Genomic DNA, 14755 nt, shown 5'->3' on the forward strand with positions numbered 1-14755 from the left:
GTCTGAGACGATACCCCTCTCACTAAGCGAAACGAAACCGTTTCGTACGTGTCCTGCGTCACGGGTCCGTGCCACAGGTCCCGCGTCACGGGTCCCGTGTCACACAGGGCGCGGCGGGCGCCGAGTTGCCGTGGCCCGTTCAGAGGAAAAGCATGGGATGGGTGAGCGACACGAGCGACGTGTACGAGAACGCCCCCGGCTATCTGCGGTGTCCGCATCTGCACGGCGACCGGCTCTGCTTCGTCGCCGAGGACGATCTGTGGGTGGCCCCGCTGGACGGACCGGGCCGCGCCTGGCGGCTCACCGTCGACCGTACGAAGATCGGGCACCCCCGCTTCTCGCCCGACGGCCGCCTCATCGCGTACACGAGCTGGCGCACCTTCGTACCCGAGATCCATCTGTCCCCGGTGGACGGCGGCCCCGGCCGACGGCTCACCTACTGGGGCAGCGCCGACACCCGGGTGTGCGGCTGGACGCCGCCCGAGCCGGACGGCACGGCATCCCTCCTGGCCGTCGCCTCGCACGGCGAGCCGTTCTCCTACTTCACCTGGGCCTACAAGGTCCCCACCGACGGCGACCCCGGCGGCAAGCTGCCCTGGGGCCCGGTCTCGGACATCGCGGTCGCCGATGTCGACGGCGAGCACCGCACGCTGCTGCTCACCGGCACCCCGCCGCACGAACCGGCCTCCTGGAAGCGCTACCGGGGCGGCGCCACGGGGCGGCTGTGGCTCCAGGGGCAGCAGTTGCTCCCCGATCTCGACGGCCATCTCGACTCGCCGATGTTCGTCGGCGGGCGGATCGCGTTCCTCTCCGACCACGAGGGCATCGGCAACCTGTACTCGTGCGCGTACGACGGCTCCGATCTGCGCCGCCACACCGACCACGACACCTTCTACGCCCGGCACGCCGCCAGCGACGGCAGCCGGGTGGTGTACCAGTGCGCGGGCGACCTGTGGATCGTCGAGGACCTCTCCGCCGACTCGGTGCCGCGCCGTCTCGACGTACGGCTGGGCGGGCCGCGCGCGGGGCGGCGCAAGTACGCGGTCCCGGCCTCGCAGCATCTGGACGGGATCTCGGTCGGCGAGACCGGGCGGGCCAGCGCGGTCGTCGTCCGCGGCAGCCTGTACTGGCTCACGCACCGCGACGGCCCCGCCCGTACGATCACCGACACCCCCGGCGTACGGGTCCGGCTGCCCGAGATGCTCGGCAGCGGGGGCGGGGTCGCCTACCTCACGGACGCGGAGGGCGAGGACGCGGTCGAGATCGCGTATCTGCCGCGGGCCACCGGGCACCCGGAGCCGCGCAGGCTGGCCTCCGGGCGACTGGGCCGGGTGCTGGAGATGGCCTCGGACCGGCAGGGCGAGCGGCTCGCGATCGCCTCGCACGACGGGCGACTGCTGCTGCTCACCGTGGCCGCGGACGCGACGGCCACCGGGGCCGAGGGATCGGGGACCGAGGGGTCGGACGGGGAGGTCACCGAGCTGATCCGGTCGGTGAACGGGCCGGTACGGGATCTGGCGTTCTCCCCGGACGGGGCCTGGCTGACCTGGTCGCATCCGGGGATCGGCCGGACGCTGCGGCAGATCAAGATGGCGCGGATCAAGGACCGGCTGATCGTCGACGTCACCAACGGGCGCTTCGAGGACGAGAACCCGGTGTTCACCCGGGACGGCCGCTATCTCGCGTTCCTGTCCTGGCGCGGCTTCGACCCCGTCTACGACGTGCACACCGGGGACCTGTCCTTCCCGCTGGGCTGCCGCCCCTATCTCGTCCCGCTGTCCTCGGCGACCCCGTCCCCCTTCGCGCTGAACCCGGACGGGCGGCCCGCCGCCGGGGGGCTCGATCCGCTGGAGGAGGAAGGGGGCGGGGACGGCACGGTCACCGTCGAACTGGAGGGGCTGGAGAGCCGGGTGACGCCGTTCCCGGTCGCCGCGTCCAAGTACTCGGCGCTGCGTCCGGTCGCCGGGGGCGGACTGGTGTGGCTGCGCTGGCCGATCTCGGGCGCGCTGGGCGAGACCTTCGCGAACCCGGACGACATCACCGGGCGCCCGACCCTCGAACACTTCACCATCACCAAGGCCAAGAAGACCGAACTGGTCGGCCATCTGGACTGGTTCGCGGTGAGCGGGGACGGCACCCGGCTGGTGGTCGTCGACGAGGGCGTCCTGCGGGCGGTCCCGGCCACCGAGATCGGCGACAGCGACACCACGGTATGGATGGACGTCCGCCGGATCATGCATGTGGTGAACCCGGCGGCGGAGTGGCGGCAGGCGTACGCGGAGGCGGGCCGGCTCATCCGGGCGTACTTCTGGGAGCCCGGCATGTGCGGCATCGACTGGGACGCGATCCTGGCGCAGTACCGCCCGCTGATCGAACGGGTCGCATCGCCCGACGACTTCGCCGATCTGCTGCGCGAAGTGCTCGGCGAACTGGGCACGTCGCATGCGTACGTGACACCGGCCCGGCGCAACGAGGGGCCGCCGCACTACCAGCGCTACCAGGGCCTGCTGGGCGCCAACCTGGTACGGCGCGACGGGCGTTGGACGATCAAGCGGATCCTGCCCGGCGAGTCGTCGGACTCCAAGGCCCGCTCACCGCTGGCGGGCACGGGCATCCGGGAGGGCGCCGTCCTCACGCATGTGGACGGTCGCCCGGTGGACCCGGTGGCGGGACCGTTCCCGCTGCTGGCGGGCGCGGGCGGGACGACCGTGGAGCTGACGTTCACCCCGGCCGACGGCGAGGGCCCGGCCCGGCGGGTGGCCGTGATCCCGCTGGTCGACGAACGCCCTCTGCGCTACCAGGACTGGGTCGCCAAGCGCCGCAGGGTCGTCCGGGAGACGAGCGGCGGACGCTGCGGGTATCTGCACATCCCGGACATGGGCGGCTCGGGCTGGGCGCAGTTCAACCGGGATCTGCGCAAGGAGGTCTCGCTCCCGGCGCTGATCGTGGACGTACGGGGCAACGCGGGCGGCCACATCAGCGAACTCGTCATCGAGAAGCTCACGCGCACCATCCTGGGCTGGGACCTGACGCGCAACGCCGAGCCGGTGTCGTACACCTCCAACGCCCCGCGCGGGCCGATCGTCGCGCTGGCCGACGAGGCGACCTCCTCGGACGGCGACATGATCATCGCCGCGATCAAGCTCCTTGAGCTGGGCCCGGTGGTGGGCCTGCGCACCTGGGGCGGGGTGGTCGGGATGACGGGCCGCCACCGCCTGGGCGACGGCACGGTGATCACGGTTCCGATGAACGCGGCATGGTTCGAGCCGTACGGCTGGGGCGTCGAGAACCACGGCGTGGAGCCGGATCTGGAGATCCAACGCACCCCGCTGGACTGGGCGGAGGGCCGCCACAAGCAACTGGACGACGCGGTCGTCCTGGCGCTGGACCTGCTGCGCACCCATCCGGCGGCGACTCCCCCGGACTACAGCGACGTTCCGGACCGCACCCGGCCGAAACTGCCGCCGCGGGCGACGGGTTGACCTGTCGGGACAGAGCAGTGGGGCGCCCTCGACGAGGGCGCCCCACCTCACATCCAGGGCAGCAACTCAGGCGTCATAGTCCTGGTTGAAGCGGTCTTCCGAGTCGTCCCGCATGCGCTGCGTGTCGTCCTGCGTCTGACGGCCGCGCTGGGGCTGCTGCTGGCCGCGCTGCTGCTGCGACTGCTGCCCGCGCTGGGACTGCTGCTGCTTCGACTGCTCGGCCTTCTGCTTGCCCTGCTGCTTCATCTGCTCGGACTTGTCCTGGTGCTGGTCCTTCATGCCCATGTGGGTTCACTCCCGAAGTGGGTGAGAGGTGGGGCGTCGACCGTGAGGGGGTCGGCCTCGACCAGACTGACACGCCCGGACAACCCACGCATTTCGATCAGTTACGCAGCGTGCGCGACTCCTGGGCGTCGGCCTGTCCACCGGCCCCGACCAGCCCGGTTCCGATCTCGCGCAGCCGCGGCGCGAACCTTCGCATCTCCCGCCGCCCCGCCGACGCGACGAGGCCCGGCAGATACCCTCGTACGCCCTGCATCCCGCGCAGCCACCACTGCGCGTACACATGGCTCGACCGCCGCTCGATCCCCGCCACGATCCGGTCCACCGCGGGCCCCAGCGGATAGGTCTTGTTGGCCGGCCACGGCAGCCGCTGTCTCAACTCCCGCATCACATCGTCCTGGTCGGCGCCCCGCACCATGTCCGTGTCGGTCCAGGACAGGTATCCGACACCGACCCGCACGCCCTCGTGCGCCACCTCGGCGCGCAGGCTGTGCGCGTACGCCTCCACGCCCGCCTTGGACGCGCAGTACGCCGTCATCATCGGCGCGGGGGTGATCGCGGCGAGCGAGGCGATCTGGAGCAGATAGCCGCGGCTCTCGACCAGCACCGGCAGGAAGGCGCGGGCCGTCACCGTCGAGCCGATCAGATTGACCTCGATCACGCGCCGCCACACCTCGGGGTCGGACCGCGTGAACGGCCCGCCGCCCGCCACCCCGGCGTTGGCGACCACGATGTCGACCTTCCCGAACCGTTCCTTCACCTCGCGGGCGACCCGTGTCATCGCCTCCGGGTCGGTGACGTCCGCGTACCAGTGGCCGCTGTCGCCGTACAGCCGCTCGGAGACCGCCTTGAGCGCGTCCTCCTCCAGACCGACGAGCGCGACCGTGGCGCCGCGCGCCGACAGCTTGCGGGCCAGCAGTTCGCCGACGCCCCGCGCGGCGCCCGTGACGACCGCGACCTGTCCCTTGAGGCTCACCGTGCTCATGCGCTCTCCTCCGCTTCGAGGGCCGTGTCCGTCCTGGTGTCCGTCGCGTACGCGGTGACGAGGTCCCGGATCTTCCCGGTGACCAGCTCCGGCGCCTCCACCGGGGTCATATGGCCGAGCCCGAACAGCTCGGTGCTGCCGGTGCACCGGGGCAGCGCGGCGGCCAGCGTGCGCGCGTGCACCGGGGGCGTCAGCCGGTCGGCCGTGCCGACGACGACCTCCGTCGGCACCGTCAACTCCCGTATGCAGTCGTCCAGATACAGCGTCTCCAGCACACGCGCCCAGGAGTGACGGACCTCGCGCGGACAGCCGTGCACCAGGCGTGCGCAGGCCTCGACCATCTCCGGAGCCGAACCGGCGCCCATCGTCGCGTACTTGAGGATCCGCTTGGCGACGGGCGTGACCGGCCCGAGCGGGAGCCGCGAGCCGAGCAGGCGCGCCGTGAACCAGGTCCGCGCCCGCCCGGCGCGCAGCGGCACCACCCGCGCCTCGGTGATCAGGCGCGCGGTTCCCGTGCTGCACAGCAGGGCAGCCGCCGTGTGCGCCCGGAAGCGGGGGCGCCGGGCCGCGGCCAGCATGGCCATCGCGCCCATGGAGTGCCCCGCGATCACGGCCCGTTCGCCCGGTGCGAGCGTGGCGGCGAGCACGGCTTCCAGGTCGTCGGCGAGCGCGTCGGTGGAGCACCGGGCACTGGCCGGGCTGCGCCCGTGCCCTCGCTGGTCGTAGGCGATCACCCGGTGGTCGACGGCGAGTTCGCGGATCTGCGCGGCCCAGAAGGCGGTCGAGCAGGTCCAGCCGTGCGTGAGGACGACGGCGGGCGCGTCCTTCGGCCCGTGCACCTCGGCATGCAGCGGGGACCCGTCGGCGGAGTGGACGGTCAGCTCCCGAGTGGGGACGGGGGGCGCGTACGGCCCGCTGCGGACATGCGTCGGCCCGCTCATGCGTGGGCCGCCTTCGCGGCCGGGGCCTGCCGGTCGTCCGCCGCTCCCGTCCGGGGCACCCTCAGCACCTCGTACTCGCCGAGGTTCACCCGCCGGGTCGCATTGCGGAACTCCGTCGTCGTACCGGGCCAGACGGTGGTGTTGCGACCGGCCGCGTCGAGATACCAGCTCGTACAGCCGCCCGTGTTCCACACCGTGCGCTTCATCCGCTCCTGCACCCGGTGGGTCCAGGCCTCGACGGCGCGCGGCCGGGGAACGAGCGCGGTCCCGTCGCCGAGCGTGTCCAACTGCCGCAAGTAGTCGGCCAGGTAGTTGAGCTGGGACTCGATCATCAGGATCATCGAGGAGTTCCCGAGGCCGGTGTTGGGCCCGATGATCGTCATCAGGTTGGGGAACCCGGCGGCGGTCGCGCCGCGCAGCGCCGCCATGCCCCCGCTCCAGGACTCCGCGAGCGTGCGCCCGTCGGCGCCGACGACCCGCTCGGCGATCGGCATGTCCGTGACGTGGAAGCCGGTACCGAAGACGATCGCGTCGACCTCGGCCTCGGTGCCGTCGGCGGCGACGACACTCGAACCGCGCACCTCGGCGAGCCCGCTCGCGACGACGTCCACATTGGGCCGCGCGAGGGCCGGGTAGTACGTGTTGGAGAGCAGGATCCGCTTGCAGCCGATGCGGTAGTCGGGGGTCAACTTGGCCCGCAGCGCCGGGTCCTTGACGGCGCGGGTCATGTTGTAGGCGGCCAGCTTCTCGACGAGGCCCAGCTCGTTCGGGCGCTTGGTGAACGCCTGGACCTGCAACTCCCGGATGCCCCACAGCAGTCCGCGGCGCAGTTGGGTGGTGAAGGGCAGCGCCCGGTGCAGCGCGCGTTCGGGGCCGCTGATGGCGCGGTCCACGCGGGGCATCACCCAGGCCGGGGTGCGCTGGAAGAGGACCAGCTTCTCGACGTCGGGCTGGATCGAGGGCACGATCTGGATCGCGGACGCGCCCGTGCCGACCATGGCGACGCGCTTGCCGCGCACGTCGAAGTCGTGGTCCCAGCGGGCGGAGTGGAAGACCTTGCCGGGGAACGAGTCGAGGCCGGGTATGTCCGGGATCTTCGGATCGGACAGCGGGCCGGTGGCGGAGACGACGACATCGGCGGACCAACTGCCGCCGCTGGTCTCGATGTCCCAGCGCATCTCGCGCGTGTTCCAGACCATCCGCTTCACCTCGCAGCCGAAGCGGAGGTGCGGCCGCAGCCGGTGGACCTGCGCCACATGCTCCAGATACGCGCGGATGTGCTCCTGCCCGGAGAAGGTGCGCGGCCAGTCGGGGTTGGGCGCGAACGAGAACGAGTAGAGATGGGAGGGCACATCGCAGGCGCAGCCCGGATAGGTGTTGTCGCGCCAGGTCCCCCCGACGCCGTCCGCCCGCTCCAGGACCACGAAGTCGGTGATCCCCTCCCGGCGCAGTCGCACGGCGGCGCCGAGCCCGCCGAACCCGGACCCGATCACCGCCACCCGTACATGCTCGTGCTCGGCCATCCCGCAGCCCTCCCGCTCCGCGAACCACGCCAGTGATTACTGGCGCAATGGGAGAGTAGGGCAGCTCCGTACCGATGGGTAGGGGGCGGGACAAGGAAGTTACCGACGGTACGGCCCGGCGCCACGGCATAGGGTGCGGGCGTGGCAGATGTCGGGGAGCGGCGCGAGTACCGCATGGAGGAGCTGGCCGAGGCGGCCGGCATCACGGTGCGCACCCTGCGCTTCTACCGCGAGCGCAAGCTGATCCGGCCACCGCGCCGCGAGGGCCGGATCGCCTGGTACGACGACGCGCATCTGGCCCGGCTGCGCACCATCTCCGCGCTCCTGGAACGCGGCCACACCCTCAGCGGCATCGCGGAGTTGGCCGAGGCCTTCGACCACGGGCGCGACGTCGGCGACCTGCTCGGCCTCGACGCCCCCACCGAGGAAACCCCCGTCCGGCTCACCCCCGAGGCCCTCGCCGACGTCTTCGGCACCGAGGCGACCCCGGAGAACCTGACCACGGCTCTCGACCTCGGCTACCTCGGCGTGGACGGCGACGACATCGTCCACATCAGCCGCCGCCTGCTGGAGGTCTCCGCGACCCTGGTACGCGAGGGCATCCCGCTCGCGGACGTCCTGACCGCCGCCCGCCGCGTCCGCGACCACACGGAGGCGCTCGCGGACGTCTTCACCGCCATGGTGGCCGCCCACTCCCGCTCCCCCGAGGACGCCGAACGCCTGCGCCCGCTGGCCAAGAGCGTGGTGGAGGCGGAGCTGTCCCTGGCGCTGGACCGGAGGTTGCGCAAGCAGGAGTGACGGTCCCCGGGCGAGGGCGACAGGGCCTCAGAGGTCGTACACGACCGTCATCGGGGCGTGATCGGACCACCGCTCGGCATGCGTGGCCGCGCGCTCCACGGACGCCTTGACGGCCTTGGCAGCGAGGCCGGGGGTGGCCCCGTGGTAGTCGATCCGCCAGCCCGTGTCGTTGTCGAAGGCCCGCCCGCGGTACGACCACCAGGTGTACGGCCCCTCGACGTCCGGATGCAGGGCGCGCACCACGTCCACGTATCCACCGTCCGCCGGATCGAAGACCCGGCTCAGCCACTCCCGCTCCTCGGGCAGGAAGCCGGAGCTCTTGGTGTTGCCGCGCCAGTTCTTCAGGTCGGCCCGCTGGTGGGCGATGTTCCAGTCGCCGCAGACGAGCACCTCGCGGCCGTCGGCGGCGGCCCGCTCGCGCAGCTCCTTGAGGTAGGCGAGGAACTCGCCCATGAAGCGGATCTTCTCGTCCTGCCGCTCGGTGCCGACCTCGCCGGAGGGGAGGTAGAGGGAGGCGACCGTCACACCCGGCAGGTCGACCTCGACATACCGCCCGCTCGTCTCGAACTCCGCCGACCCGAAGCCGACCCGGACCCGGTCCGGCTCACGACGGGAGTACAGGGAGACACCCGCGCGGCCCTTGGCGGCGGCGGGCGCGTGCACGACGTGCCAGCCCTCGGGCGTGCGTACCTGCTCGGGCAGTTGATGCGGCTCGGCGCGCACCTCTTGCAGACACAGCACATCCGCCCCGGTCACCGCGAGCCACTCCACGAAACCCTTCTTGGCGGCGGCCCGCAGTCCGTTCACATTGGCAGAGGTCACAGTCAGCATCCGGGCACCTTACCCGCACACTGGACGAGGCCCCGTAAGGGACCACATACTGCCCCTCCTGTTACTCAGAGCTGGATACACGGTTACGACATGCTCATCCGCCCTGTTCCCTTCGACCACCCGGACGCCGTCAAGCTCAACGACGAGGTCCAGGCCGAGTACGACGTGCGCTACGGCGACGGTGGCGACGCCACCCTCCTGGACCCCGCCGACTTCCGGCCACCGAACGGCCTGTACCTGATCGCGTACGACACGGACGGCACCCCCGTCGCCACCGGCGGCTGGCGCAGCCAGGACAAGAACGCCGAGGGGAACCTGGACGGCGACGCCGAACTGAAGCGCATGTTCGTCGTCGCGAGCATGCGCGGCCGGGGCCTGGCCCGGCGCATCCTCGCGGCCCTGGAAGAGGACGCCCACGCGGCGGGCCGGATCCGCATGGTCCTGGAGACCGGCACCAAGCAACCCGAGGCGGTCGCCCTGTACGCCTCCACCGGCTACGAGCCGTGCGAGAAGTTCGGCTACTACCGCTTCCACGACGAGAGCCTCTGCTACGCCAAGCACCTGCGGCCGTAGCGGATCCCGGCCCCACACCCACGCTGACCAGGCAAGGCGGGTTCCGGCACGGTGGATCACTGCCTCTACTCTTCTTCCGCGGCAGGTCCGCCGCACCCTGACCCACGAAGAAGACAGGCCCGACCTGGTATGGCATCACGTCTGAAGTCGATCGGTGAACGCTTCCTGCCCGCCGGCGTCCGGCAGGAGCGTGCCGAAGAACGGCTCGCCACCCAGCAGGAAGCCGCCGAGCGGTCGCGGCTGGAGAAGATCGCCGCTCGGCGGGCCGCGGTGCTCGCCGCCGACGGCGACCTGCGCGAGATCTCCGGGGCGGGGCAGGGCTATATCGGCCGACGCGTGCATGCCCTCGCCGAGACCGACGCCCGCGTCCGCAACCTGGCCCTGGTCGCCGATGCGTTGGACCACGCCGGCGTCGAGTACTTCCTGGTCCCCGGCCGTTCGCCGCTGCGCCACGTCGTCGGTGTCCGTCTCGCCGACCGCAAGACGTTCCTCACCGCCCTGCGCGAGCTCTACGGCGCCACGGCCCTGTACGCGCTCAAGCCCAGCCAGGCCCGCTGGCCCGCCGAGGCCACGCTGTACGCGGACGGCGCTCTGCCCACCGCCCTCAAGCGCCAGGACACCATCCGCTTCGGCGAGATCCTCCTCGGCCCGGACGACCAGGTGCTCGCCGACCTCACCCAGGGCTGCGACGTCGAGTTCTGGCAAGAGGGCCACAGCCTGCTCGCCAAGGCGACGGAGCCCCGCACCGCCGAGCGCCTGGCCGCCCTCCGCGTCCAGGCCCCGGAGAGCGTGCTGACCGACGCGCTCGTCGCCCCGCGGCCCAACGCGGTCGCCGACGTCCTGCCCGCCGAGGCCCGCATCCCGGTGACCTGCTCCATATCCGGCCGTACCCACCCCACCTGGGACGCCTTCCAGCAGCCGCGCGTCGACGCCGTCGACTTCCCCATCGACGTCGTCTACACCTGGGTCGACGGCGACGACCCGCGCCTCGCCGCCATCCGCGACGCCCACCGCCCGACAGCGGACGGCGCTCCGCGTATCCACGCCCGCGAGGCCGGTGCCTCCCGCTACACGAGCCGCGACGAACTCAAGTACTCCCTGCGCTCGCTGGAGATGTACGCCCCGTTCATCCGCACCGTCCACATCGTCACCGACGGCCAGACCCCCGCCTGGCTCGACACCACCGCGCCCGGCGTCAAGGTCGTCGACCACAAGGACATCTTCACCGACCCCACCGCGCTGCCGGTCTTCAACTCCCACGCCATCGGCACCCAGCTCCACCACATCGCCGGTCTCTCCGAGCACTACCTCTACCTCAACGACGACGTCTTCCTCGGCCGCCCCAGCACGGCCGACCGGTTCTTCCACGGCAACGGCATCGCCAAGGTCCCGTTCTCCCCGGCCCAGTTGGGCCTCGGCTCACCCCACCCCGACGAACCCGCCCCCAACTCGGCGGGGAAGAACGTACGCGCGCTCCTCCAGGACGCCCACGGACGCTTCACCGTCAACAAGTTCATGCACACCCCGCACCCGCAGATCCGCGCGGTGATGCGCGACATGGAGACCCGCTTCGCGGAAGACATGGACCGCACCAGCCGCTCCAGGTTCCGTGCCATCACGGACATCGCCGCCGCCGCGTCCCTGCACCACCACCACGCGTACCTCACCGGCCGCGCCGTCCCCGGCAAGTTCAAGCTCCGCTACGTCGACGTCGCTTCGCCCGAGGCGCCGGGGAAGATGGCCGCGCTGCTCGACGAGCGGGCCTTCGAGTTCTTCTGCCTCAACGACGTCAACACACCTGCCGACCGCCAGGAACAGGTCGCGCGGGACGTGCACGACTTCCTCGAGGCCTACTTCCCGTACCCGAGCCGCTGGGAACTCCGCTGACGATCGCCTCCGGGCCGGGAAGAGTGTCCATGCCACTGGCGCTTCCCGGCCCCCCGGGCCGTAGACAACAGCGCTGAAGAAGTCCCGGAACGCAGAGATCCCGTCCAGCTCGATGAGCTGAACGGGATCTCCTCAACTCCCCGGAATTCGGAGAGTCGTTGCGGTGGACCTGAGGGGATTTGAACCCCTGGCCCCCTCGATGCGAACGAGGTGCGCTACCGGACTGCGCCACAGGCCCTTGCAACGAGTGAAACTCTAGCATCCCCATCGGCCAGTCTGGAAATCCGTTCCACCCCAGGTCAGCAGGGCGGGGTGCGACGGGCCGCCGCGGCGGCGCCTACTCGTTGGCGGCCCGCGGCCGTTCCCCGTCCTCGTACTGGTCGAACAGCGGAGTGCGTCCCCGCTCCCGCGACCGCCGTGCGGACGCGGCCCGGCGGGCGTCGCTGCGGCCACCGTCGGGCTCCGGCCGCTCCGCCGCCCCGGGCTGCCCCGGCTCGGCGTCGGACGCCGACGGCACGGGCGCCTGCGGCTCGGCCGCGCTCGACCGGGCCGAGCTCCACGCGTCCGGCGCCCCGAGGTCCACGCTCGGCGTCGCCCGCGGCGCGACCGGCGCGGTCACATACGTCGGCAGCGGCACCGGGACCGGGTCCCAGGTCTCGCCGTGCCCCGGCCTGCGCTGCCGCTCGCGCTGCTGGTCCACCCACTCCGCGTGGTCGGTCTGCTCGACGAGCGCCCGGCGGTCGGCGGCGAGCGCGAGGAGCCCGGGGTCGGTCTCCGGCTCGGGTCCCTCCTCCGGTTCGTCGGAGTCAGCGGCGAGCGGGGGGCGACGACGGGGCTGCCGCTCCCTGAGCCGCTGCGCCGCGACCTCGGCCCGGCGCCGGTCCATCGTGAACCGGTACCGCTTGCGCTCCTGGGCCCGCAGATACGCGATGTAGACGCTCAGCAGCACGGCGGGCACGCCGGGTGCCCACAGGAAGGCGAGGCCTCCGACGGCGGCGACGACCGCGCCGAGCGTGAACGCGGTGAAGAGCACCACCGTGGTCCGCTGCCGCCGCGCGAGCACCTTCGAGCGCCGGGCGCGCGCCGCGGCCTGGGCCCCGGACGGCTTACGGGCCTGGGGCGCGGCCTTGGCCGCGAGCGGCCGGGCGACCGGTTCCGCCGCGGACGGGGGCTGCGCCGCGGGCCGGGGTGCCGCCTTGCCGGTCGGCTCCCGCCGGGCCGGGGCCTCCGGCTCGACCCTCGCCCGCGCCTGCGGGTCGGTCGGAGGCATGGCGAAGGCCCGGACGTCCACCGAGTCGGTGACGCCGTCCGGAAGGCTCTGCTCCCCCTCCTCGGTGGAGCGCGCCCGCAGGTCCTTGGCGTATCGGCGCTCCATGCCCGCCCGTCCGGACAGCAGCCGGATGGCGGTACTGAAGCGTTCCGTCGGACGAGACTCGTTCAACTCGTCCTGCCTACGGAGCCACATCGGCACCAAGTAGGCGGCCCAGGCCCCGACGATGACTGCATAGATGAGGCCGCTGCTGCTCACGCCTCACACGGTAGAGGGGTTTACGTAAGGCCATCCGCCAATTGGGCCGGTGTGTCGCACGATCTGGCTGATATTTCGAGCTTTTTTTGCGACCCATGCGATCACCAGCCCACCCGGACCGCTAATACCCGAGACCAGGACGATCAGTAACCGACCGATTTCGAACATACTTTTTATTTCCGCGAAGACCCCGGGTTCGCCGCCCCCGACTGCCGCGACCGTTCCCGGTGCCAGCGCGCCAGCAATCCGTCGGGCAGCTCTTCCGCGGTGAGCGCGAAGACGAGATGGTCCCGCCAGTCCCCGTCGATGTGGAGATATCGGGGCCGGAGCCCTTCCTCGCGGAATCCGAGTTTCTCCACCACCCGGCGGCTCGGCCCGTTCTCCGGGCGAATGCAGACTTCGACGCGGTGCAGCCCGACGCTGCGGAAGCAGTGGTCGACGGCGAGCGCCACGGCCGTCGGCATCACCCCGCGGCCGGCCACCGCCTCGTCCACCCAGTAGCCGATGTGGCCCGAGCACATCGAGCCCCAGGTGATCCCGGCCACCGTCAACTGCCCGGCGAGCTGCCCCTGGTACTCGATGACGAAGGGCAGCATCCGGCCCGCGTTGGCCTCGCCGCGCAGATGCCGGACCATCTGGCGGTAGGTCGGCCGGTGCGCGACCGGCCCCGCGGGCGTCGGCGGCGGGATGGTCGCCTCCCACGGCCGCAGCCAGTCGCGGTTGCGACGGTTGACCTCGCGCCAGGCCCGCTGGTCGCGCAGCCTTATCGGCCGGAGGACGACATCGCCGTCCGCCAGCTCGACGGGCCAGGATGGGCTGTTCAGCGCGCACCCCCAGTCGGTCCGGACGGGCCCTCGCCCGTCGTGGAGCCGTCCGCGTCGGCCCTGCGGTGGTCGCCGCCGCGGATCTGGTCGACGGCGTGCGCCAGCAGGGGCTCCAGAACGGCCAGTCCGTCCTTCACCCCGCCGGTGGATCCCGGCAGGTTGACGATCAGGGTTCCGTCGGCGACCCCGGCCAGGCCCCGGGACAGGGCCGCCGTGGGCACCTTCTCCCTTCCGAACGCCCTGATGGCCTCGGGAATGCCCGGCACCTCGTAGTCGATCACGGCGCGGGTGGCCTCGGGGGTGCGGTCGGTGGGCGAGACACCGGTACCGCCGGTCGTCACGATCACGTCGTATCCGGCGCGGATGCCTTCCCTCAGCGCGTGCTCCACCGGGTCGCCGTCCGGCACCACCCATGGCCCGTCGACCGCGAAGCCGAACCGGGCGAGCGCCTCCACGATCAGAGGTCCGCCCCTGTCCTCGTACACACCGAGCGCGGCACGGTTGGACGCGGTCACCACCAGGGCGGCGTACGACGCCACCAGGGCACCCCCGAGCGGCGGCGCGAGCGGGGCCGTCATGCGCGGCTCCACTCGCCCGACGCGCCGCCCGTCTTCTCCTCCACGCGCACGTCCGTGATCACCGCGCCCTTGTCGACCGCCTTCACCATGTCGATCACGGTCAGCGCCGCCACACTGACCGCGGTGAGCGCCTCCATCTCGACGCCCGTACGGTCGGTGGTCTTCACGGTGGCCGTGATCTCGACGGCGTCGTCCGCCACCGACAGGTCCACCTTCACACCCGAGACCGCCAGCGGATGGCACAGCGGGATCAGCTCGGGTGTGCGCTTGGCGCCCATGATCCCCGCGATACGAGCCGTGGCGAGCGCGTCGCCCTTGGGGACGCCCTCGCCGCGCAGCAGCTCCACCACCCGCGGCGAGACCAGGACGCGGCCACTGGCGCGCGCGGTGCGCGCGGTCACGTCCTTCCCGGAGACGTCGACCATGCGGGCTGCCCCCGCGTCGTCGAGGTGAGTCAGTCGGTCCTGCGTACTCATGTGCTGCGGCGCTCCCGGTCCTGGCCCGGCGCGGTAGGGCATGCGGG

The 14755-nt window shown here is 71.9% G+C and carries 13 protein-coding genes and 1 tRNA gene; 4 read left to right on the plus strand and 10 right to left on the minus strand.

What is annotated here, in order from left to right; all coding sequences use genetic code 11:
* The first annotated feature begins 152 nt into the window (after positions 1-152).
* Entirely contained in the window at positions 153-3482 is a 3330-nt protein-coding gene (locus tag ACZ60T_RS30125; protein WP_469668772.1) for a S41 family peptidase, read from the plus strand.
* 66 nt (positions 3483-3548) lie between these two features.
* Here ACZ60T_RS30125 and ACZ60T_RS30130 read toward each other — a convergent pair whose 3' ends face one another.
* The 4 genes from ACZ60T_RS30130 to ACZ60T_RS30145 all read right to left on the minus strand — a co-directional run bounded on the left by ACZ60T_RS30130 (position 3549) and on the right by ACZ60T_RS30145 (position 7213).
* On the minus strand, positions 3549-3761 hold the full coding sequence (locus ACZ60T_RS30130; RefSeq protein WP_365624312.1) for a hypothetical protein: 213 nt from the start codon (positions 3759-3761) through the stop codon (positions 3549-3551).
* 103 nt (positions 3762-3864) lie between these two features.
* Positions 3865-4749 (minus strand): SDR family oxidoreductase, encoded by an 885-nt coding sequence (locus ACZ60T_RS30135; protein ID WP_365624314.1) that lies wholly within the window; start codon positions 4747-4749, stop codon positions 3865-3867.
* The gene (locus tag ACZ60T_RS30140) at positions 4746-5690 is read right to left on the minus strand and encodes an alpha/beta fold hydrolase (RefSeq protein WP_469668774.1); all 945 of its coding nucleotides are present in this window, start codon (positions 5688-5690) and stop codon (positions 4746-4748) included. Before ACZ60T_RS30140 ends, ACZ60T_RS30135 begins: the two co-directional genes overlap by 4 nt.
* A complete protein-coding gene (locus tag ACZ60T_RS30145) occupies positions 5687-7213 on the minus strand; it encodes a flavin-containing monooxygenase (protein WP_469668775.1) in 1527 nt (508 codons plus the stop codon). Before ACZ60T_RS30145 ends, ACZ60T_RS30140 begins: the two co-directional genes overlap by 4 nt.
* A gap of 141 nt (positions 7214-7354) precedes the next feature.
* Here ACZ60T_RS30145 and ACZ60T_RS30150 point away from each other — a divergent pair, with 141 nt between their 5' ends.
* The gene (locus ACZ60T_RS30150; protein WP_469668776.1) at positions 7355-8011 is read left to right on the plus strand and encodes a MerR family transcriptional regulator; all 657 of its coding nucleotides are present in this window, start codon (positions 7355-7357) and stop codon (positions 8009-8011) included.
* 27 nt (positions 8012-8038) lie between these two features.
* Here ACZ60T_RS30150 and ACZ60T_RS30155 read toward each other — a convergent pair whose 3' ends face one another.
* Positions 8039-8842, minus strand: a complete 804-nt coding sequence (locus ACZ60T_RS30155) for an exodeoxyribonuclease III (RefSeq protein WP_469668777.1) — start codon at positions 8840-8842, stop codon at positions 8039-8041.
* 90 nt (positions 8843-8932) lie between these two features.
* Here ACZ60T_RS30155 and ACZ60T_RS30160 point away from each other — a divergent pair, with 90 nt between their 5' ends.
* Both ACZ60T_RS30160 and ACZ60T_RS30165 read left to right on the plus strand, forming a co-directional pair.
* A complete protein-coding gene (locus ACZ60T_RS30160) occupies positions 8933-9415 on the plus strand; it encodes a GNAT family N-acetyltransferase (protein WP_469668778.1) in 483 nt (160 codons plus the stop codon).
* A 129-nt stretch (positions 9416-9544) separates the two neighbouring features.
* Positions 9545-11302, plus strand: a complete 1758-nt coding sequence (locus ACZ60T_RS30165) for a stealth family protein (RefSeq protein WP_469668779.1) — start codon at positions 9545-9547, stop codon at positions 11300-11302.
* Between the two features lie 164 nt (positions 11303-11466).
* Here ACZ60T_RS30165 and ACZ60T_RS30170 read toward each other — a convergent pair.
* The 5 genes from ACZ60T_RS30170 to moaC form a co-directional block, all read right to left on the minus strand.
* A tRNA-Ala gene (locus ACZ60T_RS30170) sits at positions 11467-11540 on the minus strand.
* Between the two features lie 99 nt (positions 11541-11639).
* Positions 11640-12830, minus strand: coding sequence for a divisome protein SepX/GlpR (sepX, locus tag ACZ60T_RS30175; protein ID WP_469668780.1), 1191 nt, complete (start codon positions 12828-12830; stop codon positions 11640-11642).
* A gap of 173 nt (positions 12831-13003) precedes the next feature.
* Entirely contained in the window at positions 13004-13654 is a 651-nt protein-coding gene (locus ACZ60T_RS30180) for a GNAT family N-acetyltransferase (protein WP_252425319.1), read from the minus strand.
* Positions 13651-14232: a MogA/MoaB family molybdenum cofactor biosynthesis protein gene (locus ACZ60T_RS30185; RefSeq protein ID WP_365624337.1), complete on the minus strand. Its 582-nt coding sequence runs from the start codon at positions 14230-14232 to the stop codon at positions 13651-13653. Before ACZ60T_RS30185 ends, ACZ60T_RS30180 begins: the two co-directional genes overlap by 4 nt.
* On the minus strand, positions 14229-14708 hold the full coding sequence (gene moaC / locus ACZ60T_RS30190; RefSeq protein ID WP_365624340.1) for a cyclic pyranopterin monophosphate synthase MoaC: 480 nt from the start codon (positions 14706-14708) through the stop codon (positions 14229-14231). Before moaC ends, ACZ60T_RS30185 begins: the two co-directional genes overlap by 4 nt.
* Positions 14709-14755: the final 47 nt, after the last annotated feature.

It is taken from the genome of Streptomyces sp. NPDC104371, from assembly GCF_055583785.1.

Excerpts from the sequence above, each read along its gene's own strand:
- ACZ60T_RS30140 (WP_469668774.1), bottom strand. The coding sequence starts at position 5,690 with ATGAGCGGGCCGACGCATGTCCGCAGCGGGCCGTACGCGCCCCCCGTC.
- moaC (WP_365624340.1), bottom strand. The coding sequence starts at position 14,708 with ATGAGTACGCAGGACCGACTGACTCACCTCGACGACGCGGGGGCAGCC.
- ACZ60T_RS30130 (WP_365624312.1), bottom strand. The coding sequence starts at position 3,761 with ATGAAGGACCAGCACCAGGACAAGTCCGAGCAGATGAAGCAGCAGGGC.
- ACZ60T_RS30135 (WP_365624314.1), bottom strand. The coding sequence starts at position 4,749 with ATGAGCACGGTGAGCCTCAAGGGACAGGTCGCGGTCGTCACGGGCGCC.
- ACZ60T_RS30185 (WP_365624337.1), bottom strand. The coding sequence starts at position 14,232 with ATGACGGCCCCGCTCGCGCCGCCGCTCGGGGGTGCCCTGGTGGCGTCG.
- ACZ60T_RS30155 (WP_469668777.1), bottom strand. The coding sequence starts at position 8,842 with ATGCTGACTGTGACCTCTGCCAATGTGAACGGACTGCGGGCCGCCGCC.
- ACZ60T_RS30125 (WP_469668772.1), top strand. The coding sequence starts at position 153 with ATGGGATGGGTGAGCGACACGAGCGACGTGTACGAGAACGCCCCCGGC.
- ACZ60T_RS30160 (WP_469668778.1), top strand. The coding sequence starts at position 8,933 with ATGCTCATCCGCCCTGTTCCCTTCGACCACCCGGACGCCGTCAAGCTC.
- ACZ60T_RS30165 (WP_469668779.1), top strand. The coding sequence starts at position 9,545 with ATGGCATCACGTCTGAAGTCGATCGGTGAACGCTTCCTGCCCGCCGGC.
- ACZ60T_RS30145 (WP_469668775.1), bottom strand. The coding sequence starts at position 7,213 with ATGGCCGAGCACGAGCATGTACGGGTGGCGGTGATCGGGTCCGGGTTC.